The sequence below is a fragment of the Exiguobacterium sp. N4-1P genome, from assembly GCF_002214325.1.
Map to the genome: position 1 here is coordinate 140,483 of NZ_CP022238.1, position 20,266 is coordinate 160,748.

The window sequence follows — 20,266 nt, forward strand, 5'->3', positions numbered from 1 at the left end:
GGCATAGGAAAAGAGGAGGAGGCGAGGGGCCATTGATCACAGACGTCGAAACAGTCAGTGCCTATTTGAAATTGCTGAGTGACGGAATCCGGCTTGATATGTTGAATCGCCTGCAAGAGCGTGAACACTGTGTCTGTGATTTCGTCGATGTGTATGGCATATCCCAGCCGGCAATCAGCCGGCATTTGAAATTATTACGGCAAGCGCACATCATCTTAGAACGACGCGATCGTCAGTGGATTCATTTTCGGCTTAATCCGGACCATTCACACTATGCATTGCTCGTGACGATTTTAGCAACACTCGAACGACCGTCCTTGACGGAAGGAAATATGTGCTGACCGGAAAGGTCACTTTTCGGTTGGTCGACAGCGTCCTTATATAACAAGGTTGTTATGTGAAGTTGCTGAAATTAAAATTTTTTATAGAAATGAAGTGACGATTTTGACTGGAACACACGTACTTGCGATTGGAATCTTTTTAATCACGTTATTTTTAATCATCAAACAACCAAAAGGTCTCGGGATCGGTTATTCGGCGATCGGGATGGCCATCATCGCCTTGCTGACCGGCGTCGTCAATCTTGACGATGTCGCGACCGTTTGGGGCATCATCTGGAACGCGACGTTTACCTTCATCGCTCTGATCATCATCTCATTGATTTTAGACGAGATCGGCTTCTTTGAATGGGCCGCCTTACATATGGCACGAATCGCCAAAGGCGGCGGATTGAAATTGTTCATCTACATGACGCTACTTGGGGCAGGGGTCGCTGCCTTGTTCGCAAATGACGGCGCCGCGTTGATTTTGACACCGATCGTCCTCGCGATGGTCCGGCACTTAAAGTTACCGGATTATGTCGTCCTCGCGTATGTCTTCGCGTCCGGCTTCATCGCCGATACGGCAAGTCTGCCGTTCGTCGTTTCGAACCTCGTCAACATCGTCTCGGCCGACTTCTTTGACATCGGCTTTACAGACTATGCGGCACGGATGGTGTTCGTCAACGTCTTTGCAGTTTCCGGGAGTTTACTCGTACTTTATCTTTACTTCCGTAAGAGTATTCCGAAGACTTATGACGTGACACAACTCGTCGCACCACGCGCGGCGATCAAAGATCAGCGAATGTTCAAATTATCATGGGTGGTCCTCGTGCTGCTTGTCGTCGGTTACTTCACGAGTGATCTTATCGGGATTCCCGTCAGTCTCGTTGCCGGCGTCATCGCCTTGTTCTTCTTACTGATGGCCCGCCGTTCACCAAGTGTCCCGACGAAACAAGTCATCGCCGGTGCACCATGGGCAATCGTCTTCTTCTCACTCGGGATGTACATCGTCGTTTACGGTCTGCAAAATGCCGGTCTGACGCAATTTTTAGCGGACATCATCGATGGGTTTGCGACAAATCTCGCCGCTGCGACGTTCGGGATGGGCTTCCTCGCTGCCATTTTGTCATCAATCATGAATAACATGCCGACCGTGATGATTGATGCACTCGCGATCGATCTCAGTCAGGCAACAGGATCGATCCGGGAGGCCTTGATTTATGCCAATGTCATCGGCTCCGACTTAGGTCCGAAAATCACGCCGATCGGGAGTCTTGCGACGTTACTTTGGTTACACGTCTTACGGACAAAAGGTGTTAAAATTGGGTGGGGACAATACGTTAAGATTGGAACGATTTTAACGGTTCCGACGCTTGCGATCACCTTACTCGGTCTTTACATCAGCTTGTTACTTTACTAAGGGGGATTATTCATGAAACTACTCATCATCGGTTCAGTTGCTGCCGGAACATCGGTCGGCGCAAAAGCCCGTCGGAACGACGAATCATTACAAATTACGATTTATGACCGCGATCAAGACATCTCGTACTCGGGTTGCGGCATCCCGTACTTCGTCGGTGGCGAGATCGAAGACATCGATACCTTGACACCACGGGACGCGGCATTCTTTAAAAAACGTTACAATATCGACGTCAAGACCCGACATGAAGTCGAATCAATTAATCATCAGACGAAGACGGCGACCATCTTAAATGGCGTAACGGGTGAACGCTTCGAGGATACGTACGATACGCTGGTCCTCGCGACAGGTGCGTCAAGCATCATTCCTCCATTTCCCGGTGTTGATGCACCAAACGTCTTTTCCGTCCGGAACGTCCAGAACGCCGGAGCGATCCGTACGTACATCGAGCAACACGATCCGAAGACGGTCACGATTGTCGGTGGCGGATTCATCGGACTTGAGATGGCGGAACAGTTGACGTACCGCGGCATTGCCGTCACGCTCGTCGAACGACTACCGCAAGTCATGCCGCCGCTTGATTTTGATATGGCGTCACGTGTCGGCGATCATCTTGAAAGTAAAGGGGTCCGGCTGTTGTTAAATGAATCGGTCACGGCATTGACGGGCGAAGGCAAAGTAGAGCAAGTCGAACTCGCGAGCGGAAAATCAATTGCGACGGATTTCGTCATCCTCTCGGTCGGCGTCAAACCGAACACGGAACTGGCGACACAAATCGGCGTCACACTCGGTCAGACGGGGGCGATTGCCGTCAATCCGCAAATGCAGACGAACGTGAAAGACGTCTATGCCGTCGGTGACGTCTCAGAGAGCTTTTCCGTCATTACGGGCGAAGCGATTTATCGGCCGCTCGGTTCTACAGCGAACAAGATGGGTCGGATTGCCGGGATGGTCATCACCGGGGAAGAGGCGGCACATCGCGGCATTCTCGGGACGGGGATTTTCAAGGCATTCGATTTGACGGTCGCCCAAACCGGCTTGACGGAAAAAGAAGCCCTTGCCGCCGGATTCGATATTGAGATTTTACACAACATTAAACCGGACCGTCCCGAGTATATGGGCGGAAAGGATATGGTCATCAAAGCGATTGCTGACCGAAAAACAGGACGGGTCCTCGGCGCACAGATCGTTGGACCGCAAGGCGTCGACAAACGGATTGATGTCCTCGCGACGGCAATCACGTTCAAGGCGAAGGCGGAAGACTTGTTCCATCTCGATCTTGCCTATGCCCCGCCGTTCTCGACAACAAAAGATCCTGTCCTCTACACAGGGATGGCGCTTGATAACGCGATTAAGAAGACGGCCCGTTTAATGACGCCGGAAACGTTAATCGAGCAGACGGCGACCGGGGAGACGATTCAAATCATCGATACGCGGTCGAAAAAACAGTTCGAGAAGAATCATGTCGACGGCGCGGTTCATATCCCACTCGGCGAACTGCGGACGCGGGCTGCGGAACTCGATCCATCCATCCCGACGGTCGTCTATTGTAATAAAGGCGTCACCGGCAATGCAGCGCAAAACGTGCTCAAGAATCTCGGGTTTACGGATGTCTGTAACTTGTCCGGTGGAAATACGAACTATCAGCACCTGAAGCATTGTTTTTCTAAGAAATAAGCGGAGAACCGGATAAATAAGAATCACGCTCCGCTAGTCGGGGCGTGGCTTTCAATGTATAGGAAAAGTCATGTTCGGTAATACGCGTCGTTGTTTTTCGTTGCTTTCCTCGGGTGAGGCGCAAGCCGTTGCTCCTTGATCCTCACGGACAAGGAGCAGGGTCTTGCCTGCCTCTTAGCAGCGCGTTGATCACGCGCTTTTTCCCGCAGGAGTCACCGAAACACGACGCGATTTATGTGATGATTGAGGAGAGCAGGCATACAGATAGTTTAGAGCACTATCCGATGTAACGTTTTTATTCTCCATAAAATTTGTTTAACGTACAAGAACCACGCTCCGCTAGTCGGAACGTGGTTCTTTGTCTTGTCTATTGATTTAATCGTGTAGCGTCACTGTGAAAGGTTGACCTTTTTTAATGACCTGCTGCTGCGCATCAAGGACGTCACTCGTCAAAAACTCGAGTTTTTCAACGGGACGTTCCGTGATGAAACCAAGGTTGCCGCTGCGCTGTTCCGATGGCTCATATGTCCCGGCCAATGCTTCGAGGTACAGGTCATCATCAATTGTTTTTTCTGTCGATTGATTGATTTTTACATGAGCAACCGGGTTGAACGTGACCGGTTGCTTGCTCGTATTCGTAACCGTGACGCGGGTCTTCACCATATCGAATGCTTCTTCATGGGTGAAGCCGTGAAAGAAATCAATCATCGCGTAACTCGGACGGGTCTGAATAACTTTTACTTCCTCGATCGTCATGTTGATCGGTCCAATCGAGTGAGTTTGTTTGACGGACTGGATCTGTTGTAACGTCAATTCACCTTTATCGTCACGAACCGTCTGATTCCGTTTCGTCAACATCCGGTCGTCCGGCAATTGCGGGTTCGGCACATAGACGTCCGCCTTTTCAAGTGCGACGGAGGTATGTGTGACGGGTGGTGCCGGCACGGCTTGTTGATCAGCTGAAGAATCACTACATCCGGCGAGGATGGTTCCAAGCGTGATCGAGAGCAGGAGTCGCTTCATGATGGACCTCCTTATTTATTCTTTTTCAAGAGATCAAAAATGATTTTGGCGTGATCCGTATTGTCGACTTGTCCGGCAAACCGGTCTTTAGCCGGTCCATAGGCATAGACGGGAACGTCTTCTCCCGTATGTCCGCCCGTCGTCCAACCCGTGTGCGACCGTTGATTGAAGATTTCTTCAATCGCGTTATCGACGTCTGTCACGTTCTTAGAGGCGGCAGCTCGTTCGACCGAAGTGAATTCCTCTTCCGTCAAAGCCAATTTTTGTTGATCGATGTACTTCGTCAAGGTCTTGCGGACATCGGCGCCGGAAACGATTTTTTCAGCCATGAAGTCGGGTGTTTTCTTTGCTGCTTTAATCGGCTCGGCGAACCAGTTATAAATCCCGTCTGCCCCGATTGAATAGCCACCCGTCGAATGATCGGCCGTCGCGACGACGAGCGTATGCTTGTCCTTTTTCGCGAAGGCGATTGCCGCTTTAAACGCCCGTTCGAAATCTTCCATTTCACTCATCGCGCTGACGATGTCATTATCATGTCCGGCCCAGTCGATTTGACTCCCTTCGACCATCAGGAAGAAGCCTTTTTTGTTCGTATCGAGTCGTTTAATCGCCGCATTCGTCATTTGCTCCAATGAGGGAACGCTATTTTCACGGTCGATCCGTTTTGCTAAACCGCCATCGGCAAACAGACCGAGGACTTGTTTGTTGCGGTCGGCATTTAATTCGTCAAGATCCGTCACGTATCCGTAACCGTCTTTTTTGAATGCTTTCGTCAAATCGACATCCGGACGGATGAAGTTGGATTTGCCGCCGCCGAGTAAAACATCAATCTTATGTTTCCCGTTAATCCGTTCCTTAAAGTAATCATCTGCGATCGCGTTCATGTTTTTCCGATTTTCGTCATGAGCGCCGAACGAAGCCGGTGTCGCATGGGTGATTTCTGACGTCGCGACGAGTCCCGTCGACTTACCGCGTTCTTTCGCCGCTTCAAGGACGGTCTTGACTTCAGACTTATCATTGTCGACGGCAATCGCTGCGTTGTACGTCTTGACGCCGGAAGACATTGCGGTTGCGGCAGAGGCAGAGTCGGTGATGTTTTGTGCCGGATCTTCCGGATAGGTCATTTGCTGACCGACGAGATACTGGTCGAAGGCAGTTTTTTCGGCGACGGTCGTCGTCGGATCATTTTTTAAGTAGCGGTGCGCCGACGTATAGGAAACACCCATCCCGTCACCGATTAAAAAGATGACGTTGCGGATTTCCGGCGTCTTCTTGTATTTGCTTTTGGCATCGGCATCCGGTGTCGATACCATCGTGCTGAGCGATAAGGTCGATAGGGCGAGAATCGGGATTAGTCGTTTCAGTTTCATGATAATTCCTCCTTGGTCATTTAAAGAACAGTATGTATTGCCTACATTCATCATCCTACTGAAGGAATATGAACGGAATATGAGAAAAATGTAAACAATTATGAAGAAGTAATGACAAGGAGCTATGAAAAAGGAGTTGGCATGTCTTACGAAACAAAAATATGAAAAAACTAGTCAGCGAAGTCGCCGGCTAGTTAGTGTGAAGCGTGTTAAACGAGGAGTAAGCCCATCAAAATCGTATCATAATACAAGCCGTCCGCAAGCAGTCGGTCGTGCTTGAGTCGTCCTTCGACTTGAAACCCGGTTGTCTGATATAAACGAACGGCCCCTTGATTCGTCTCGACGACGGTCAATTGAATCTTTTGCAGTTCGACCGTCCGTGCCCAGTCAAGTGTCGTCTGTAAGAGAGCCCGCCCGATGCCTTGCCCCCAACAGTCACGGACGACCCCGACGCCGAAGTCGGCTTTATGTGCGAACCGACGCAAGGAGAAACCGACACAGCGGGCATAACCGACGAGTTGACGATCCACTTCAGCGACGAGCAGGGAGTGGGGAATACCGGTCTCATGCTGAATCAATTGCAGAAATCCCTTTTCATCCAGCACGTCTTCGCCCGGGAATCGGTCAAAGTGGTCCGTTTCTGCATCGAGTCTCGCGCGCAGTAAAGCAAGCTGTCGTGCATCCGTAGGCTCTACCGGACGAATCGTGTACGTTACAGATTGAATGTTCGCGTCAATTGGATCCATCATATTCGCCTCCAAACTAGTAAAATCAAAATCGTCCCCCTTAAGAATGCCATAAATAATTTAAAAATGTAAAGTATTTCCATTAAGACAAACGAAGATTGTCTAGATCGACACATGATAGACTAGAAACAGATTGGAAAGGATGGATAGAGATGTTAGAGATACAACAGGGTTCAACGGAGGACCGCGAATACATTCGCGAACAATTGATCGGCTTCAACAAAACGAAAGTTCCGCTAGCGGTTCAACATGAGACGGAACAAATCTGTTTTCTTTTAAAGGAAGGTGGCGAGATTAAAGGCGGATTGACAGGTGAATACAGCTGGAACCACGTCCACGTCTCTTTCTTGTGGCTCGACGAGTCCGTCAAAGGCGGCGGATACGGCAGCAAATTATTGAGCATGGTCGAAGCCTATGCCAACGAACGTGCCTGCAGCAAAGTCATCCTCGACACGTTCAGTTTTCAGGCACCCGGCTTCTATGAAAAAAACGGGTACGTCGAATACGGTCGCTTGGACGATCATCCGGTCGAAGGGATAACACAATACTTCTACAAAAAATTACTTTAAATGAGTTGATTCTTATTTCTTGTAATAATAAATCCAAGCAATCAGATAGGACAGTGTGCCGAGCGATAAGACGGTCGCGATGGCGTAGAAGGGAAAGTTCGGAAAACCTTCAACGAGTTGGACGTAAAATAAAAACGGAATCATCAGGACAGGGAGTGTGGACAAAAATGTTGAATAGGCAACACGTGTCGCCTTACCTGTGATGACTTCCTCGCGCTCGTCCTGATCGGAAAATTCAGTCATCCCGACGGACCATTCGGAAAACGTACTTTTTTTGTTGGTCCGAGTCAGATACCCCATAACGGTTAGTAAAACAGCGATGAGTATCATCGGAAGAACAAGCGGAAGTTCCAATGTGATGTTGAATCCGGTACCGCGGACGGGATCATCGTTAAACACTTCAAGTTGATCGTGTACAGAACTGACGAAAGCAGCTAACAAATAGAACAGACAAATGTTTAAGCTCGATTGAATGATGACACGTTTCAAAGTGATTCCTCCTCCAGATAAAAGATGTCTTCGATTGGTCGGTCAAAGACCCGGGCGATGTGCATCGCCAGTAACAAGGACGGGGTATAGCTTCCTTTTTCGAGTGAGATGACGGTCTGGCGCGTGACGCCGATCAAGTCAGCGAATTGTTCTTGCGTCCAGTCCGTTTGGCGCCGTAATGCTTTGACGCGATTCGAAAGTTTCATCGGGACACTCCTTTCTTACATAAACATATTGTATAGTTTGTTTTACATTTTGTAAAGGTAACTATACTTTTTATTTTTTCGCCTCATTTATCGAAAATTCGTGGAGTCTGACTAAAACAGAATAGTCTGACAACTTTTGGGTAATATGTACTTTATCACTTCGACGGCATCGGGACAGAAAAAGGGGGGGAATTAAATGTTGCCTGAATGTATTCCGGATCAAAGGGAGCTCACACGCCGCATGCGCATCGTCAAAACGTTACGGAAGCTTGGAAAAACGGATGAAGCCATTGCAAAATCATTATATGTCCCGGTCGAGTGGGTCAGATCAGTCGAAGATAATTTATCGAATACTAGTTATCAGCAATCATCTTAATGCATGAAAAAGAAGCGTCTCCCTTAGTTCAGGGGAACGCTTCTTCATGTTCACGATGACAGTTTCGTTGCGCCCGAGTCGACCGACAGTTTCGGTTGACGCCAAAAGAACGTCAAGATGATGCCGACCGTCAGGACGATCGTCGCGAAATAAAACGGGTAGTTGAGATTGACATCAAACAGGAGTCCACCCGCAATCGGTCCGAGGATGTTCCCGACACTCGTAAACATCGAGTTCATTCCGCCGACGAAACCTTGTTCATCGCCGGCAATCTTCGACAGATAGGTCGTGACGGCAGGACGCATCAAGTCGAATCCGACGAAGACGACCATCGTCACAAGGATGATTGCGAAGTAACTCGTCACGTACGTCATGACGAGGACGAGGGCGGACGAGACGATTAAGCTGTAACGGATCAGGCGGATCTCACCGAACCACCGCGTCAAGCGGTCGAACAGGCCGATTTGGACGACGACACCGACAATCGCTCCGAGGGAAATCGCGAGAGCGATGTCCTTCGCCGTGAAGCCGAACTTCCGGTCGACGAACAGGGCGAACAGCGATTCGAACGAGGCGAGACCGAATGACGAAATCAACAGGACCAAAAAAGCGACGAAATAGAGGGGGGAAAAGACTTTTGAGAAGCCGGCCGCTTGTTTGACAGTCGGCGCATCGGCATAATGACGTTCCGGTTCACGTAACGTGAAGACGGACAAAATCATCGCAATCATCCCGAACGTCGCGGCAAAGAAAAACGGAACCCGTGTCCCGATGTCAGCGAGAAATCCGCCGATCCCCGGTCCGATGATGAAGCCGGTCGAAATGGCGGCCGACATATAGCCGAGCGCCTTCGGACGCGTCTCATTCGTCGTGATGTCGGCGATGAACGCCGTCACGGCCGGCATGATGAAGGCGGCACTGACTCCCCCTAGGATGCGCGAAGCGAACAGGACTTCGACCGTCTGTCCGAGACCGAATAACAGTTCCGACATGCTGAAGATGAACAGGCCGATGATGATCATCGGCTTCCGTCCATACTTGTCGACGGCGCGTCCGGCAAGCGGCGAGAGAATCAGTTGGGCAAAGGCGAACGCCGACACCATATAGCCGACCGTCGAGCCGGAGATGTTCAATTCATTCATGATCGTCGGGGTGACGGGAATGACGAGTCCGATCCCTAAAAAGGCGATGAACAGATTGAGTAAAAGTGTACCTAAAATGAGTTTGTTGTTTTGCATGATTTGAACCTCAGTTTCTGATTTGACTTCTTAACGGACGAGTCCGCGCCAAAAAATCGGCCAGACGGCAGTGAGTCGTTGTTGGTAGGCGTCAATCCCGTTATAGACGAGTTCTGTCATCGTTCCTTCCGCAACCGTCAAATAGGCGAGTGCGCCGCTCGTATAGTCTTCGGAGTAGAGAATCTGCTCCGTCCGGTCGCGTTCGCGAAATAAGCGTGCAAGGTGACGATGGATCGAATCGAAAAACGGATTGATCAACGCTGTCACTTCATGCTCCAGTTTGACGGGGGGGAAATAAGCGATGCGAAGGATGAACTTCATTTGGTCGTTTTGGTTGCTTTCCTCGATGAACCAGTCGAAAAATCCTTTTAGCGATGCTTCGAGCGGCAACTGCCGTGTCTCGACGAAGTAGGACGCGAGGTGTTTTTTCTGTTCACCTAGCGCGTACGCCATCGTCTTCAAAAAGAGATCGTCTTTCCCGGAATAGTGGGCGTAAATGGATGGTTTCTTGATACCGACTTCCTGGGCGATGTCGTTTAAGGAGGCCCCTTCGTAACCATGAGTCGCGAAGTGACGCAAAGCGGTCGGGATTAATTGTGCAGCTTTCAAATCATTCACCTTCCTAACGGTCGTTAGTTTACAAAAATACTGTAGCATCTGGTTTGCTACTTGAACAGGAAAATGCCTCAAAGAATAACTTGAGTAAAATTAAGGGAATTGCAATAATGGATATTATTAGGAATATTCTTGTGATTTGATTTGTAGAGACATCTGAAATGATGGATGTCATGTTAAACGAGCAATCAGGGGGCTGATCGTATGAATAAAAGAATAATATCTATCATCTTGCTCGCCTTTTTGCTAGGTGGAACGTATTACGGGGTGATATCCCTATTGTTCAAAGAAGGTACATCTGTCAGTTCGTTCCCGATCCCGCGCTTTGCGACGGAGCAAACGGGTGCGAACGGGCAACACTACGCGACGCAACTTGCTTCAGAAACAGACGGACCGGGACTCCTGTATGCAGCACGCTTGAATCGTGACGGCTGGAAGAAAGTGAATCAAGAAGGAGCTAAAATTCTCTATCGCAAAGGCGAGACATTCGTTTCGCTGACGACGTTCGACGAGGAAGTATATGTTAAGCCTGTCCGTTTAGTCGAGTTCGAGCGTTTGGAGGATTGAGTCGGAACAAGGTACACTTGCTACAATAAGTAAGGACAGGAGCAATTCGTCCGTTCGTAGCAAAGGAGAATCAAGATGACACAATCCATCGCAATCATCGGAGCAGGCGTCAGCGGGCTTTATGCAGCATCGCTTTTACAACAGATGGGGCAAGCGGTCACCGTCTATGAAGCACGGGACCGGATCGGCGGACGTATTGTAAGCGTGGCGGGTACGCATGGAGACGAGGCAGACCGCTTTGACCTCGGACCGACATGGTACTGGCCGGATACGGAAACGGTCATCACGGATCTTGTCGCCGAACTCGGCCTGACGGCATTCGCCCAACACACGACGGGCGCGATGGTACTCGAACGGCAAGCAGGAGCCATCGAACATCATCTGCTGGCACCGGACAGTATCGTCCCGTCGAAGCGGTTAGCGGGAGGAATGGAAGCACTCGTGACAGCGATTGCGTCACAACTCCCGGCGGCATCGCTCCGCTTACAGACACGCGTCACGAAACTTGAGCGGACGGGACAGCAAGTAATCGTTACGTCAATCAAAGACGGACGGACGACTTCAGAAACGTATGATAGTGTCGTGGTTGCCCTTCCACCCCGTCTTGTCGAGCGAGTCGCAATCGAACCGCCGTTTTCCGAGACGACGCGGGAGAAACTGCAAACGACCCCGACCTGGATGGCCGGACAAGCAAAAGCACTTGTCGTCTATGACACGCCGTTTTGGCGCGAAGCGGGTCTGTCCGGGTTTGGGATGAGCTGGGTCGGCGCCATGCAGGAAATTCATGATGCATCACCGCAGCGCGGACCGGGTGCCTTGTTCGGTTTCCTACGGCTGACGGCAGAAGAGCGTCAGTCACTCGGGACGGAAGCGGTTAAAGCCTGCATACTCGAGCAACTTATCACGATGTACGGCGAAGCAGCCCGTCATCCGCGGGAAGTGTTCTATTATGACTGGGCGCAAGACCTTGATACGGCGACGCCTGCAGATGCCCGTCCGTTAACGGAATTTCCGCAGTATCGGCCCATCGCAGTCGACGCAAACTGGCAAGGCCGGCTTTATCTTGCCGGAACGGAAACGGATAGTGCGTTTGGTGGCCATGTCGAAGGGGCGCTCCGGTCGGCGAAGCGGGTCGTCGCTGAATGGACGATGCGGCATGGGTGATTTGTGACGCGCACAATGTTAATCATGAACGTCCTCGACGATCGGGGGCGTTTTTAACTGATTTTAAAAGTCGAAGCAGTCATTTGTTCCACCTGTGGTAACTTTCGGAGATTGGGATGGAAGAACCAAACACATGCAATCAACGAAATACCGAGTCCGGCGAACATGAAAATGAAGTGAGGATCGATAAAGGTCGCGACATATCCACCTAGTAACGAACCGATCGGCATCGCGGCAATTCCTAAGCTATACGCGACTGAATTCACGCGCCCGAGTATTTGGTTCGGGATGATGGTTTGCGTAACACCGGCAAACAAAACATTTACGGCACCGATTGGAATCCAGGCGATACCAAATAAAATCGGTGTAACCAGTGGACTTGAGAGCCACCCGGCAAATACCCAGCAGATGGATCCGACTAAAAAGCAAACACTTGTGACGATGCCGACGCGCAGTTTTCCGAGGGTCGAACCGAGGAGTGCACCGAGCAACGAACCCGCTGACATAGCGGCTAACAGAATACCGTATGTTTGTACACCGCCGATTTGATCCGCGAAGACAGGAAGGACGGCAACCGTCATCCCAATCGCAAAATTTGCGACAGACGAACCAATCAGAAAGACCCAAAGTAATGACGTGAAGACGACAACGAAGCCGTCTTTTAAATCATCGATATAGTCCGTGAAGGTGAGTTTTAAGGAGTGTTGCGTTTTTGGTGTTGGCGTTTTTACAAAATCCATGTTGAGGAATGAGAAAAACATCGCGGCGAGTGCGAATGTCACTGAATCGACGAAAAACATCGTGATGGCACCAAAGAAGGCAATTGCTAATCCTGCCAATGAATTGAAGACAAGATCAACGCCTTGATAAGCAAATGCAAAAAGTGAATTTCCTTGCAGCAGTTCTTTTTCTTTTAGAAACAAGGGGAGGGCTTTAGTTTGCGTCGGATAGGCAAACTCTTCGACGCAGGCGAGGAGTGGCATGACGGATAAAATTAAAGCAATGCTTAAAAAATCGAGCAGGTAAGCAAGTGGAATGAGCAAAATCAAAATCGACTGCACGACTTGGGTGACGATTAACGTCGTTTTGATTCTCCAGCGGTCGACCAGCGGACCCGCAAGAAATTGCAGGGCTTTTGGTGATAAAATCAGAAACCCGGCGAGCCCTGTATAAAATGCACTCTGTCCAATGTCATGGACAAGCCACATCGCGGCGATGTAATAAAGATTGTCTCCAATATTCGTCACGAGTCGGCCGGACAGTAAAAATATGAAATTACGGTTTTTCAAAAGTTCAATCATACGTAAAACCTCCGGTTTACTTATTATTTTGACCGGTCAATTTAATTTGACAATGACGGGTAAAGAAAAAGGCTATACGTTCAAGCCTTGTTTTCTTCATCTTCATGTTCAATCGTTTCCATGATGAGTTCATCCACTTCAAACGCCATCGTAGAAAAGAAATAAAGTTTTTGAGCAGTTTCTTCACTCGGTTCTTTTGAGAGGTGTCTAAGCTCCTCCATCAATTCAAAATATTTTTTTGTCCAATCATTAAACTGTTCCTCCGTTGCAGAGATTTGCCACATTGAACCGACGTGATTCCAGTCAGCAGGCGATTCACTGGCTCGTTGAGGGGTAAATGCATGCTCGGGCGCAGATAAAATAACTTGCTTTGTTTTTTCGGCCATCTGAAAAAGCAATTGCCGATTGGATTCATTGACGTCTTCCATATGCGGCAAGAGCTCAAGTGATGGTGTGAACCCCCGTGCCACCGATTGATAAAACTTTTGGATGATTCCGCCTTTTTCTTCCGTTTTGACTAACGTGATTAAGTGATTCTTTTCGAGCTCTTTTAAATGGTAATGTACTTTAGGACGCGATAAGTTAAGTTTTTCAGACAACATTTGACCCGTGAGTGGTTTTTCGATTAACCGCATCATGATTTCAGCTCGGATCGGAACACTCAGCGCCTTTAATTGGCTTAAAGTGGTTAACGTTAAAATGGATTTCATGAGAAGACTCCTTTTTATTTGACCGGTCTAATTTATTTGACAACAGAATAACATAGATTTACTTTTAACAGTTAATATTTTTTGTAAGGCATTACATTCTCTTGGATGAGGTATTACTTGACAGATTGGAAAATCGAGTGAAGGATTTGTTTTAACTAATTATTGAAAAGGTATAAGGGCACATAGAATATTTTAGTGCGACATGTAAGGGAAGGGTGACTGTATGACGTATCAAATTTTGATTCTACTACTTATCGGCTACGTAATTTACACAATCGATTTAAAACAAAAAATGATTCCTGTTCCGATGGTGCTCGTCGTGATTGGACTGGGTCTTTCATTTATCCCCTATTTTTCTTCGCTTCATCTATCAAAGGAAATCGTATTTGAAGTGTTTTTGCCGGTGCTCCTGTTTACGGCAGCGTATCAGTTTCCGATTAAACAGTTGAAAAATAATTGGGGTATCATTACGGCGTTCAGCACGATTGGGTTGATTGTGACGGCCTTATTACTCGGTGTCTCAATTTACTGGATCTCGAATCTGTTCATTTCACTTTCGCTGACGGCTTCGCTGCTCCTTGCCGCCATCTTGATTCCGACCGATCCGGTCTCGGTAACGTCCATCATCAAAAAAAGTACAGGGGACGAACAACTCGCCGATATCGTGGAAGGAGAATCGATGGTCAATGACGGGACGAGTATCGTTTTGTTTACGATCTTATTAACGATGTTTCAAACGGGGGAACGTTTTAATTTCACGACATTTATCGAACAATTTATGCTTGTTTCGTTTGGCGGAATTCTGATTGGTTTCTTGCTCGGATGGATTTTAAGTAAAATTATTCACTTGACGACGCAAAAAGAATATCAAGTGATGTTGAGTATCGTCATGTCGTACGGTGGATTTTATCTTGCAGAAGCGCTTGGTGTCTCAGGTGTTCTCACCACGGTCATTTTGGGGATTTTCTTGTCTTACGAAATCGAAAAAGCGGATGAGGAGAAGGGAATTAAAGCATCATTGGATGGATTTTGGAACATCATCAAACCAACATTTTTATCGATTTTATTCTTACTGATTGGGATTCAAGCAGCTGGATACTTAGTTTTTTCACAATGGGGACTGGCGTTGATCATTTTTGGTCTGACCTTGTTGGCACGGTTCATCATGGTCAGCGGCTTCATTTATGCGGTACCGGCCTGGAAAGGTGAATTTCGCGACGACTTTTCGACGATCTCAATCATTACGGCAGCTGGGATTAAAGGTTCGATGTCTGTCGCGTTGTTACTATGGCTCGAAAAAACGGTATCAGCGCAATATGATGTGTTGATTTCCTTATCGTTTGCTGTCATCGTCCTGTCGTTGATTGTCCAAAGTATCGGTATTTATCCGCTGACGATATTCTTGAGTAAGCGGCATAAACGATGATTAAATAGAAAATCAAAAAGCAGACACTGTCCAAAAAGTACTTGGATCGTGTCTGCTTTTTTGCGTTTACAGATACAACCCGTTCGCCTCAACATTGCGAGTGTTCATAAAGACAAGAAAAACGGATGATCTTAAGTTGTTCCAAAAACGGAAATCATCAAATCCGCAATCATGCAGTTTTCTCTAACATGACCAGTCATTCAGACGAATATAATAACTTGCCCGTTTTGAAATCGTAAATCCGGTAAAAAATTTCAAATGCATGATCTTTTGTCGTTGTCACGTGGCAGGTATACGGGACGTCCGGTCCGTAAGCGCCGAGATCGGCCCGATCGAAGAAACTGAAATAGTCACCTGTTTCATCATAATAAAGATCAATCGTCCGCGGGCTGGATTGATCATCGTATTCCACCGTACACATTCCTTTAGTTGTCGCATAGTCATGATAAAAGACGTACTTCAGGCTTGGAGTCGTATACCAAACCAGTCCCACACCGAATAAACACAGTAAAACGAGTCGGAAAAACAGGGAAAATTCGATGCCGGTATCCTCACGAAACCAGAAATGTAACAGTACACTTAGCACCACACAGACGATACCGCCCGCAAGTAAAGCATAATAAAAAATTACTTCTTCATTCATGTTCCGATTCCCTTCATAAATACAAGCCGTTCGCCTGAACGACGAATTGCGAGTGTTCGTAATGATAGGTGATGACGGAATAATCGAACGGTCGACCGTTCGTCAAGTGGAAAATCGTCTCGACCGTCAATGCCGGATCACCGGCTTCAAGTTTCAAATGTTCCGCAATTGTCTCCGGCAATTTACCGACGTGCATGTACATGTCCGAAAAGCCGATGTTCAGTCCGAGTGCCGTCTCAAGATACTCGAAAATCGACTGTTCGACGATTTCCCGGTTCAAGTATGGGACAAGTGCTTTTACATAATAGGATTCTTCGAGGCAGAGAAGCCGTCCGTCAATGTAGCGGATCCGTTTGACGAAATAGACGTCTGTCCCAGGTGTAATGGAAAGGTTCTTAGCGAGATCCTCCGAGCAGGCAATGACTTCAAGTTCGAGTAAACGCGACGTGATATCATGATCAATCAAGTTTTGCTTGAAGCCTTGTGTCGAGAAGAGATTAAAATACCCTTTCCGATTACTTTTGCGGACAAAAATGCCGCTGCCGCGAACTTGAAAGATGATTCCTTTTCGTTCCAGCAGTTCGAGCGCTTTCGTCATCGTCGTTTTACTGACCTCAAATTGTCGGATCAGTTGATCGAGGACCGGTAATTTATCGCCTTGCTGTAACGCATTCTGTTCGATGTAGGCTTCGATTTCCGTCGCCGTCTGTTGATATTTCAGCATGGTTCACCCTCATTTACATAAAAATTGTTATATCGCAACTATATCATAATAAAAAGACGATATTTGTAGACATGTTTTTTGATATTAAATGTGTATTGATTAATTGTGCATGTACAATTATGATGGTGATAAAGGCATATATCTCGATTACTAGGGAGGACTTGAAGATGAAAACATTACCAAACGACTTTTTATGGGGCGGCGCACTGGCTGCCCATCAATTTGAAGGCGGCTGGAACGCCGGCGGCAAAGGACCGAGTGTCGTCGATGTCATGACAGCAGGCGCGCATGGCGTCGCCCGGCGCATTACCGATACGATTGAAGAAGGGACGTTTTATCCGAATCATGAGGCGATTGATTTTTACCACCGCTATCAAGAAGACATCGCGCTATTCGCCGAGATGGGATTGAAGTGTCTCCGGACATCGATCGGTTGGAGCCGGATTTTCCCGAACGGTGACGAAACGGAACCGAACGAAGCGGGACTGCAGTTTTATGATGATGTCTTTGACGAATTGATTAAGTACGGCATCGAGCCGATCATCACGTTATCGCACTTTGAAATGCCGCTCCACCTCGCGCGCGAATACGGCGGGTTCCGTAACCGCAAAGTCGCCGAGTTCTTCGAACGCTTCGCCGAAGTCTGCTTCACGCGCTACCAAGATAAAGTTACGTACTGGATGACGTTTAATGAAATCAACAACAAGATGGATGTCGAGAATCCGTTGTTCCTCTGGACGAACTCCGGTGTCAAAGTCGAACCGGGCGAAAATGCGATGGAAGTCATGTACCAGACCGGTCACCACGAACTGATTGCCAGCGCCCTTGCTGTCGCGAAAGGGAAAGCAATCAATCCCGATTTCCAAATCGGAGCGATGATTTCCCACGTCCCGGTCTATCCGTATTCCTCACATCCGAAAGACGTCATGCTGGCGGAAAAATCGATGCGTCAACGTTACTTCTTCCCGGATGTTCAGGCACGCGGTTATTATCCGAACTATGCCTTAAAAGAGTTCGAACGGGAAGGCTATCAGATTCCGATCCTCGACGGCGATGACGAGATTCTGAAAAACGGGACGGTCGACTACATCGGCTTCAGTTATTACATGTCGACAACGGTCAAGCATGATGCGACGGTCAACAATACGGGGAACATCGTCAACGGCGGTCTCGCGAACGGCGTCGAGAATCCGTACATCCAGTCGAGCGACTGGGGCTGGGCGATTGATCCGGTCGGACTCCGTTACGTCCTGAACCGGTTGTATGACCGCTACCAACTCCCGCTCTTCATCGTCGAAAACGGCTTTGGGGCTGTCGATACGATTGAGGACGGCAAGATTCACGATGCAGCGCGGATTGATTACTTGAAGACTCACATCGAAGCGTTGACGGAAGCGGTCACGGAAGACGGCGTCGAACTGATGGGCTACACGCCATGGGGCATCATCGACATCGTCTCGTTTACGACGGGTGAGATGAAAAAACGCTACGGGATGATTTACGTCGACCGCGACAATGAAGGCAACGGCTCGATGGAACGGATGAAAAAAGACTCATTCGACTGGTACAAACAGGTCATTGCGACGAACGGACAGGAGTTGTCGTACGACAAAGCGACACAACAGTAAATCGATAAGCCTCCACCTATACCGGGTGGAGGTTGTTTGTTGTCTGCCAAATCACGCTTGCTTGAAATAGGAAAACAAGCGATGATGAGAATGTATATATTATCCAAAAGTGACGAGGGACGTTTAAGGGGATGAATGAATGATTGGTGTCAGTATTGCGACGATATGGGAGTTCGAAGCGACACTCGCATATTTTGATGTAAAAGAATTAGAACGTACTAAGTACCCGTACGGCGAATATTTTTTCCGGACGATTGCCGGAAAACGTGTGTTGTTTTACAGCACCGGTGTCCGGAAAGTAAACGGGGTCGGGGCAAATCAGTACATGATGGCACGGTTCCCGCTTACAAAAATTATCGTTGCCGGGACCTGTGCCGGCATTGACGAGTCGTTTGCGGTCCTCGACATCATCGTGCCAAACCGCGCGGTCCAGTATGATTGTACGGTGAAAGAAGTCGAGCCGTTGATTAAACCGTCCTTCATCGTTGAACTCGCTGTTGCGGCTTACCAAACAGATTGTCACACCGGAACGATTGGTACGGCAGACCGGGCCGTCGTGATGTGGAACGATTACTTGGAGCTGAAAGACAATGCCGTCACGGTCGCCGATACGGAAGCCGGCGCAATCGCCTATATCTGTCAGAAAAACGGGGTCGAATGTATCATCATTAAAGGCATCTCGGATTTTCCGACGGACGAGACGGACCGCGATCCAGTCCAGTCGAACGAAGAACAAATCAACGTCTACATAGCGAATACGCCAAAAGTGATGCGCAAAATATTCAGTGACTATCTGACACGATTCATTTAGAACATCAGGAGGGGCAACGCATGAAAACATTAGTGGTTGGTTGTCTGCTGACCGTCAACGCTAAAAGCTTAATGACACAAAAGACGCAGTCTCGGATGAAATCCCGGAACTGCGTCTTATTTATGATCAGTGCATCGGCTGCTAATTTTGTTCAGACTCATGTTTTTCTGACTGAGCCGCTTTGAAGTTGCGATAAATCGTATAACCGACAGTGACAGGAAGGATGACAATTCCATACCCAAGCGGCAATCCTAAAAAATAATACCAGAAAATCGTAAAAACAATCATGATTAGAAGGAGGCGGATACTAGATATGTGGTATGTACTCACTCAAAAGGTTCCTTTCTTTCAAAGTATTGTTATGTTTTTAGAAAGGCGTTTGGTTGATCGACATATAGTTGGACCAGTCCGCACTTCGGACAAACGGCAGCTTTCGCTTCAGCAGATGCCTTACTGAAAAAACGACCCGGTTTTTTAATCTTTAAGCCGTACATGGCACCTTTGACGTGGACTTCACAGTCTTCGACTAGTCGGGTGTCGCATTGGGTACAGGTTCGGTTCATGTAACTTGTCCTCCTATTTAGCTTGAACTACCTCCACCTGCGCTGGGCTTCGCCCTGAGACACTTAGAGGTGGGAGTATTCTCGCCTGATTTTGATAAATATTCTTCAACTGTCCTTTAATACGTGTCGGAGTTCGCTGACGCCAAGGATCAGCATACAAAGCGAAAGTGGTATGAAGAATACTAAAAACGATAGTGTCGTTATGGCATCCAATAAAAACAAACTGAGCAGGATGATGGTCAAAATGGTCGTCAAGCTGACGAGCGAACTGCGGTTAGACATCGTTCTCCTCCTTTGAGTGGTCGTTCATCCGCAAACGGACATAACGGATGATGGCTGGTACCGCAATCGAAATCGAAAAAGCGCTAACGAGCAACAAATCGGTCTGCTCGAAAAATAAATAATCGATGCCGATCAACAGGAATAATAAAATCTGGATGATCCGAAAACGGAGCCGTGTACTCCGGTGAATGATGTCCTGTTCTTTCGATGGACTGGAGTAGTGCGTATTCTGACTCAGTAATTCAAAATAAAAATAACTGAGGACGCCGAGTTGGACGACCGAAAAGAAGGTAGCGCCTGTCTGTTCAAAGAAGATACTAAATAGGGTCATCCCGAACAGGAGTAAGTAGAGTGCTGATACGATTCGTTTCGTACGTGTAGTCAAAGTAAGTCCTCCT

At 48.1% G+C, this 20,266-nt stretch carries 25 protein-coding genes; 11 read left to right on the plus strand and 14 right to left on the minus strand.

Annotation, left to right across the window (positions count from 1 at the left end):
• The first annotated feature begins 32 nt into the window (after positions 1 to 32).
• From A0126_RS17215 to A0126_RS17225, 3 genes are all read left to right on the plus strand, one after another.
• Entirely contained in the window at positions 33 to 341 is a 309-nt protein-coding gene (locus A0126_RS17215) for an ArsR/SmtB family transcription factor (protein WP_239456882.1), read from the plus strand.
• A 94-nt stretch (positions 342 to 435) separates the two neighbouring features.
• Positions 436 to 1,740, plus strand: coding sequence for an arsenic transporter (locus A0126_RS17220; protein WP_088838476.1), 1,305 nt, complete (start codon positions 436 to 438; stop codon positions 1,738 to 1,740).
• A gap of 12 nt (positions 1,741 to 1,752) precedes the next feature.
• Positions 1,753 to 3,417, plus strand: coding sequence for an FAD-dependent oxidoreductase (locus A0126_RS17225; RefSeq protein ID WP_088837003.1), 1,665 nt, complete (start codon positions 1,753 to 1,755; stop codon positions 3,415 to 3,417).
• Between the two features lie 375 nt (positions 3,418 to 3,792).
• Here the strand turns inward: A0126_RS17225 and A0126_RS17230 are convergent, their stop codons facing one another.
• The 3 genes from A0126_RS17230 to A0126_RS17240 form a co-directional block, all read right to left on the minus strand.
• Positions 3,793 to 4,440, minus strand: a complete 648-nt coding sequence (locus A0126_RS17230) for a DUF4352 domain-containing protein (RefSeq protein WP_088837004.1) — start codon at positions 4,438 to 4,440, stop codon at positions 3,793 to 3,795.
• An 11-nt stretch (positions 4,441 to 4,451) separates the two neighbouring features.
• Positions 4,452 to 5,810 carry an alkaline phosphatase gene (locus A0126_RS17235; RefSeq protein WP_088837005.1) on the minus strand — a complete coding sequence of 453 codons (1,359 nt, stop codon included), beginning with the start codon at positions 5,808 to 5,810 and terminating at the stop codon, positions 4,452 to 4,454.
• Between the two features lie 209 nt (positions 5,811 to 6,019).
• Positions 6,020 to 6,556, minus strand: coding sequence for a GNAT family N-acetyltransferase (locus A0126_RS17240; protein ID WP_239456883.1), 537 nt, complete (start codon positions 6,554 to 6,556; stop codon positions 6,020 to 6,022).
• 152 nt (positions 6,557 to 6,708) lie between these two features.
• Between A0126_RS17240 and A0126_RS17245 the strand changes: the two genes are divergently transcribed.
• Positions 6,709 to 7,125, plus strand: coding sequence for a GNAT family N-acetyltransferase (locus A0126_RS17245; protein ID WP_088837007.1), 417 nt, complete (start codon positions 6,709 to 6,711; stop codon positions 7,123 to 7,125).
• Between the two features lie 12 nt (positions 7,126 to 7,137).
• Here the strand turns inward: A0126_RS17245 and A0126_RS17250 are convergent, their stop codons facing one another.
• Together A0126_RS17250 and A0126_RS17255 are read right to left on the minus strand one after the other, a co-directional pair.
• A complete protein-coding gene (locus A0126_RS17250) occupies positions 7,138 to 7,614 on the minus strand; it encodes a DUF2178 domain-containing protein (protein ID WP_088837008.1) in 477 nt (158 codons plus the stop codon).
• Positions 7,611 to 7,820 (minus strand): helix-turn-helix transcriptional regulator, encoded by a 210-nt coding sequence (locus tag A0126_RS17255; protein ID WP_088837009.1) that lies wholly within the window; start codon positions 7,818 to 7,820, stop codon positions 7,611 to 7,613. Before A0126_RS17255 ends, A0126_RS17250 begins: the two co-directional genes overlap by 4 nt.
• A gap of 196 nt (positions 7,821 to 8,016) precedes the next feature.
• On the opposite strand from A0126_RS17255, the gene A0126_RS17260 reads away from it, so the two are divergent.
• Entirely contained in the window at positions 8,017 to 8,196 is a 180-nt protein-coding gene (locus A0126_RS17260) for a hypothetical protein (protein ID WP_088837010.1), read from the plus strand.
• Between the two features lie 50 nt (positions 8,197 to 8,246).
• On the opposite strand, the gene A0126_RS17265 is transcribed toward A0126_RS17260, so the two are convergent.
• Positions 8,247 to 9,434: an MFS transporter gene (locus A0126_RS17265; protein ID WP_088837011.1), complete on the minus strand. Its 1,188-nt coding sequence runs from the start codon at positions 9,432 to 9,434 to the stop codon at positions 8,247 to 8,249.
• Between the two features lie 30 nt (positions 9,435 to 9,464).
• Positions 9,465 to 10,043 (minus strand): TetR/AcrR family transcriptional regulator, encoded by a 579-nt coding sequence (locus A0126_RS17270; protein ID WP_088837012.1) that lies wholly within the window; start codon positions 10,041 to 10,043, stop codon positions 9,465 to 9,467.
• A gap of 210 nt (positions 10,044 to 10,253) precedes the next feature.
• Here A0126_RS17270 and A0126_RS17275 point away from each other — a divergent pair, with 210 nt between their 5' ends.
• A complete protein-coding gene (locus A0126_RS17275; RefSeq protein ID WP_088837013.1) occupies positions 10,254 to 10,616 on the plus strand; it encodes a hypothetical protein in 363 nt (120 codons plus the stop codon).
• 75 nt (positions 10,617 to 10,691) lie between these two features.
• On the plus strand, positions 10,692 to 11,780 hold the full coding sequence (locus tag A0126_RS17280; RefSeq protein WP_088837014.1) for a flavin monoamine oxidase family protein: 1,089 nt from the start codon (positions 10,692 to 10,694) through the stop codon (positions 11,778 to 11,780).
• 53 nt (positions 11,781 to 11,833) lie between these two features.
• Here A0126_RS17280 and A0126_RS17285 read toward each other — a convergent pair whose 3' ends face one another.
• Positions 11,834 to 13,078, minus strand: coding sequence for an MFS transporter (locus A0126_RS17285; RefSeq protein WP_088838477.1), 1,245 nt, complete (start codon positions 13,076 to 13,078; stop codon positions 11,834 to 11,836).
• Between the two features lie 83 nt (positions 13,079 to 13,161).
• On the minus strand, positions 13,162 to 13,791 hold the full coding sequence (locus A0126_RS17290; protein ID WP_088837015.1) for an ArsR/SmtB family transcription factor: 630 nt from the start codon (positions 13,789 to 13,791) through the stop codon (positions 13,162 to 13,164).
• Positions 13,792 to 14,014: 223 nt separating this feature from the next.
• Between A0126_RS17290 and A0126_RS17295 the strand changes: the two genes are divergently transcribed.
• Positions 14,015 to 15,217 carry a cation:proton antiporter gene (locus A0126_RS17295; RefSeq protein WP_088837016.1) on the plus strand — a complete coding sequence of 401 codons (1,203 nt, stop codon included), beginning with the start codon at positions 14,015 to 14,017 and terminating at the stop codon, positions 15,215 to 15,217.
• 196 nt (positions 15,218 to 15,413) lie between these two features.
• On the opposite strand, the gene A0126_RS17300 is transcribed toward A0126_RS17295, so the two are convergent.
• Together A0126_RS17300 and A0126_RS17305 are read right to left on the minus strand one after the other, a co-directional pair.
• Complete coding sequence (locus A0126_RS17300) at positions 15,414 to 15,860, minus strand: hypothetical protein (protein WP_088837017.1); 447 nt, start codon at positions 15,858 to 15,860, stop codon at positions 15,414 to 15,416.
• Between the two features lie 13 nt (positions 15,861 to 15,873).
• Positions 15,874 to 16,584 carry a GntR family transcriptional regulator gene (locus A0126_RS17305; protein WP_088837018.1) on the minus strand — a complete coding sequence of 237 codons (711 nt, stop codon included), beginning with the start codon at positions 16,582 to 16,584 and terminating at the stop codon, positions 15,874 to 15,876.
• Between the two features lie 167 nt (positions 16,585 to 16,751).
• On the opposite strand from A0126_RS17305, the gene bglA reads away from it, so the two are divergent.
• The 3 genes from bglA (at position 16,752) to A0126_RS19270 (ending at position 19,208) form a co-directional block, all read left to right on the plus strand.
• Positions 16,752 to 18,212 (plus strand): 6-phospho-beta-glucosidase BglA, encoded by a 1,461-nt coding sequence (gene bglA, locus A0126_RS17310; RefSeq protein ID WP_088837019.1) that lies wholly within the window; start codon positions 16,752 to 16,754, stop codon positions 18,210 to 18,212.
• A 139-nt stretch (positions 18,213 to 18,351) separates the two neighbouring features.
• On the plus strand, positions 18,352 to 19,023 hold the full coding sequence (locus tag A0126_RS17315) for a 5'-methylthioadenosine/S-adenosylhomocysteine nucleosidase family protein (RefSeq protein WP_088837020.1): 672 nt from the start codon (positions 18,352 to 18,354) through the stop codon (positions 19,021 to 19,023).
• Positions 19,024 to 19,043: 20 nt separating this feature from the next.
• Entirely contained in the window at positions 19,044 to 19,208 is a 165-nt protein-coding gene (locus tag A0126_RS19270) for a hypothetical protein (RefSeq protein ID WP_157898474.1), read from the plus strand.
• A 174-nt stretch (positions 19,209 to 19,382) separates the two neighbouring features.
• Here the strand turns inward: A0126_RS19270 and A0126_RS17320 are convergent, their stop codons facing one another.
• The 3 genes from A0126_RS17320 to A0126_RS17325 all read right to left on the minus strand — a co-directional run bounded on the left by A0126_RS17320 (position 19,383) and on the right by A0126_RS17325 (position 20,253).
• Positions 19,383 to 19,586 carry a nucleic acid-binding protein gene (locus A0126_RS17320; protein WP_088837021.1) on the minus strand — a complete coding sequence of 68 codons (204 nt, stop codon included), beginning with the start codon at positions 19,584 to 19,586 and terminating at the stop codon, positions 19,383 to 19,385.
• Between the two features lie 105 nt (positions 19,587 to 19,691).
• Positions 19,692 to 19,868, minus strand: coding sequence for a hypothetical protein (locus A0126_RS19275; protein WP_157898475.1), 177 nt, complete (start codon positions 19,866 to 19,868; stop codon positions 19,692 to 19,694).
• On the minus strand, positions 19,861 to 20,253 hold the full coding sequence (locus A0126_RS17325; RefSeq protein ID WP_088837022.1) for a hypothetical protein: 393 nt from the start codon (positions 20,251 to 20,253) through the stop codon (positions 19,861 to 19,863). The genes A0126_RS19275 and A0126_RS17325 overlap by 8 nt, the downstream gene beginning before the upstream one ends.
• Positions 20,254 to 20,266: the final 13 nt, after the last annotated feature.

Excerpts from the sequence above, each read along its gene's own strand:
- A0126_RS17280 (WP_088837014.1), top strand. The coding sequence starts at position 10,692 with ATGACACAATCCATCGCAATCATCGGAGCAGGCGTCAGCGGGCTTTAT.
- A0126_RS17315 (WP_088837020.1), top strand. The coding sequence starts at position 18,352 with ATGATTGGTGTCAGTATTGCGACGATATGGGAGTTCGAAGCGACACTC.
- A0126_RS17225 (WP_088837003.1), top strand. The coding sequence starts at position 1,753 with ATGAAACTACTCATCATCGGTTCAGTTGCTGCCGGAACATCGGTCGGC.
- A0126_RS17230 (WP_088837004.1), bottom strand. The coding sequence starts at position 4,440 with ATGAAGCGACTCCTGCTCTCGATCACGCTTGGAACCATCCTCGCCGGA.
- A0126_RS17235 (WP_088837005.1), bottom strand. The coding sequence starts at position 5,810 with ATGAAACTGAAACGACTAATCCCGATTCTCGCCCTATCGACCTTATCG.
- A0126_RS17245 (WP_088837007.1), top strand. The coding sequence starts at position 6,709 with ATGTTAGAGATACAACAGGGTTCAACGGAGGACCGCGAATACATTCGC.
- A0126_RS19275 (WP_157898475.1), bottom strand. The coding sequence starts at position 19,868 with ATGTCTAACCGCAGTTCGCTCGTCAGCTTGACGACCATTTTGACCATC.
- A0126_RS17320 (WP_088837021.1), bottom strand. The coding sequence starts at position 19,586 with ATGAACCGAACCTGTACCCAATGCGACACCCGACTAGTCGAAGACTGT.
- A0126_RS19270 (WP_157898474.1), top strand. The coding sequence starts at position 19,044 with ATGAAAACATTAGTGGTTGGTTGTCTGCTGACCGTCAACGCTAAAAGC.
- A0126_RS17295 (WP_088837016.1), top strand. The coding sequence starts at position 14,015 with ATGACGTATCAAATTTTGATTCTACTACTTATCGGCTACGTAATTTAC.
- bglA (WP_088837019.1), top strand. The coding sequence starts at position 16,752 with ATGAAAACATTACCAAACGACTTTTTATGGGGCGGCGCACTGGCTGCC.
- A0126_RS17260 (WP_088837010.1), top strand. The coding sequence starts at position 8,017 with ATGTTGCCTGAATGTATTCCGGATCAAAGGGAGCTCACACGCCGCATG.
- A0126_RS17255 (WP_088837009.1), bottom strand. The coding sequence starts at position 7,820 with ATGAAACTTTCGAATCGCGTCAAAGCATTACGGCGCCAAACGGACTGG.
- A0126_RS17300 (WP_088837017.1), bottom strand. The coding sequence starts at position 15,860 with ATGAATGAAGAAGTAATTTTTTATTATGCTTTACTTGCGGGCGGTATC.
- A0126_RS17265 (WP_088837011.1), bottom strand. The coding sequence starts at position 9,434 with ATGCAAAACAACAAACTCATTTTAGGTACACTTTTACTCAATCTGTTC.
- A0126_RS17240 (WP_239456883.1), bottom strand. The coding sequence starts at position 6,556 with ATGGATCCAATTGACGCGAACATTCAATCTGTAACGTACACGATTCGT.
- A0126_RS17305 (WP_088837018.1), bottom strand. The coding sequence starts at position 16,584 with ATGCTGAAATATCAACAGACGGCGACGGAAATCGAAGCCTACATCGAA.
- A0126_RS17275 (WP_088837013.1), top strand. The coding sequence starts at position 10,254 with ATGAATAAAAGAATAATATCTATCATCTTGCTCGCCTTTTTGCTAGGT.
- A0126_RS17290 (WP_088837015.1), bottom strand. The coding sequence starts at position 13,791 with ATGAAATCCATTTTAACGTTAACCACTTTAAGCCAATTAAAGGCGCTG.